Genomic DNA, 239 nt, shown 5'->3' on the forward strand with positions numbered 1-239 from the left:
ACATTGGCTTTCTTGCGCACCAATAACAATTTTGCCTGTCCTTGCTTTTTCATTAATAGATGTATGCGCCTCTTCTGACAGTCTGATTATTTCATCGGCATATTGCTTATATTTTTTTCCTGCATCCGTTAAGACAATCCGCTTGCCGAGCCGTTCAAACAACGGAGTACCAAGCTCTGCTTCAAGACTTTTTATTTGGGCTGTCACACTCGATTGTGCAAAGTTGAGCTGCTTGGCAG

Annotated in this window: 1 protein-coding gene; it reads right to left on the reverse strand. The window is 42.7% G+C overall.

The window, feature by feature from the left end:
• Positions 1-239, reverse strand: a 239-nt coding sequence (locus EOC06_RS39340; RefSeq protein ID WP_164899109.1) for a LysR family transcriptional regulator, incomplete at both ends; no start/stop codon positions are given.

Origin of the sequence: Mesorhizobium sp. M7A.F.Ca.MR.362.00.0.0, assembly GCF_004023175.1 — a bacterium.
Lineage (GTDB): Bacteria > Pseudomonadota > Alphaproteobacteria > Rhizobiales > Rhizobiaceae > Mesorhizobium.